This window comes from Virgibacillus sp. LDC-1, from assembly GCF_030137545.1.
In the GTDB taxonomy this organism is placed as follows: Bacteria; Bacillota; Bacilli; order Bacillales; family Amphibacillaceae; genus LDC-1.
Genome location: NZ_JARUVL010000043.1, coordinates 1 through 441 on the forward strand (window position 1 = coordinate 1; position 441 = coordinate 441).

Below are 441 nucleotides of genomic sequence, written 5' to 3' on the forward strand. Positions count from 1 at the left end.
ATTACTGGTTTTAAAACCACAGGCTCTGCCTGTGTGAGAATTCAACTTGTAGAGTTGTAACAGACAAATCTCCTTTCGGTATAATAGAGCTGGCCGTCAAACCGACTCTATATACGAAAGGAGAACTACTCATGTCGAGTGACAATAGTTTATCACACACCCGATGGAATTGTAAGTATCACATTGTCTTTATACCCAAGTATAGAAGGAAAGTAATTTATGGAAAATTAAGGAGAGACATCGGGGTGATCTTAAGGCGTTTATGTGAGATGAAAGATGTAGAAATTATCGAGGCTCATGCCATGCCTGACCACATCCATATGCTGGTGAAAATACCACCAAAGATGTCAGTATCTTACTTTATGGGTTACTTAAAAGGTAAAAGCTCTTTAATGATTCATGACAGACATGCAAACCTAAAGTACAATCATGGGAACCGCA

1 protein-coding gene is annotated in these 441 nt (G+C 38.8%); it reads left to right on the forward strand.

The annotated features are described in order from the left end of the window. Positions 1 to 131: 131 nt before the first annotated feature. Positions 132 to 441: IS200/IS605 family transposase (tnpA, locus tag QBK89_RS15060; protein WP_284141817.1), on the forward strand; the 310-nt coding region annotated here is incomplete at its 3' end.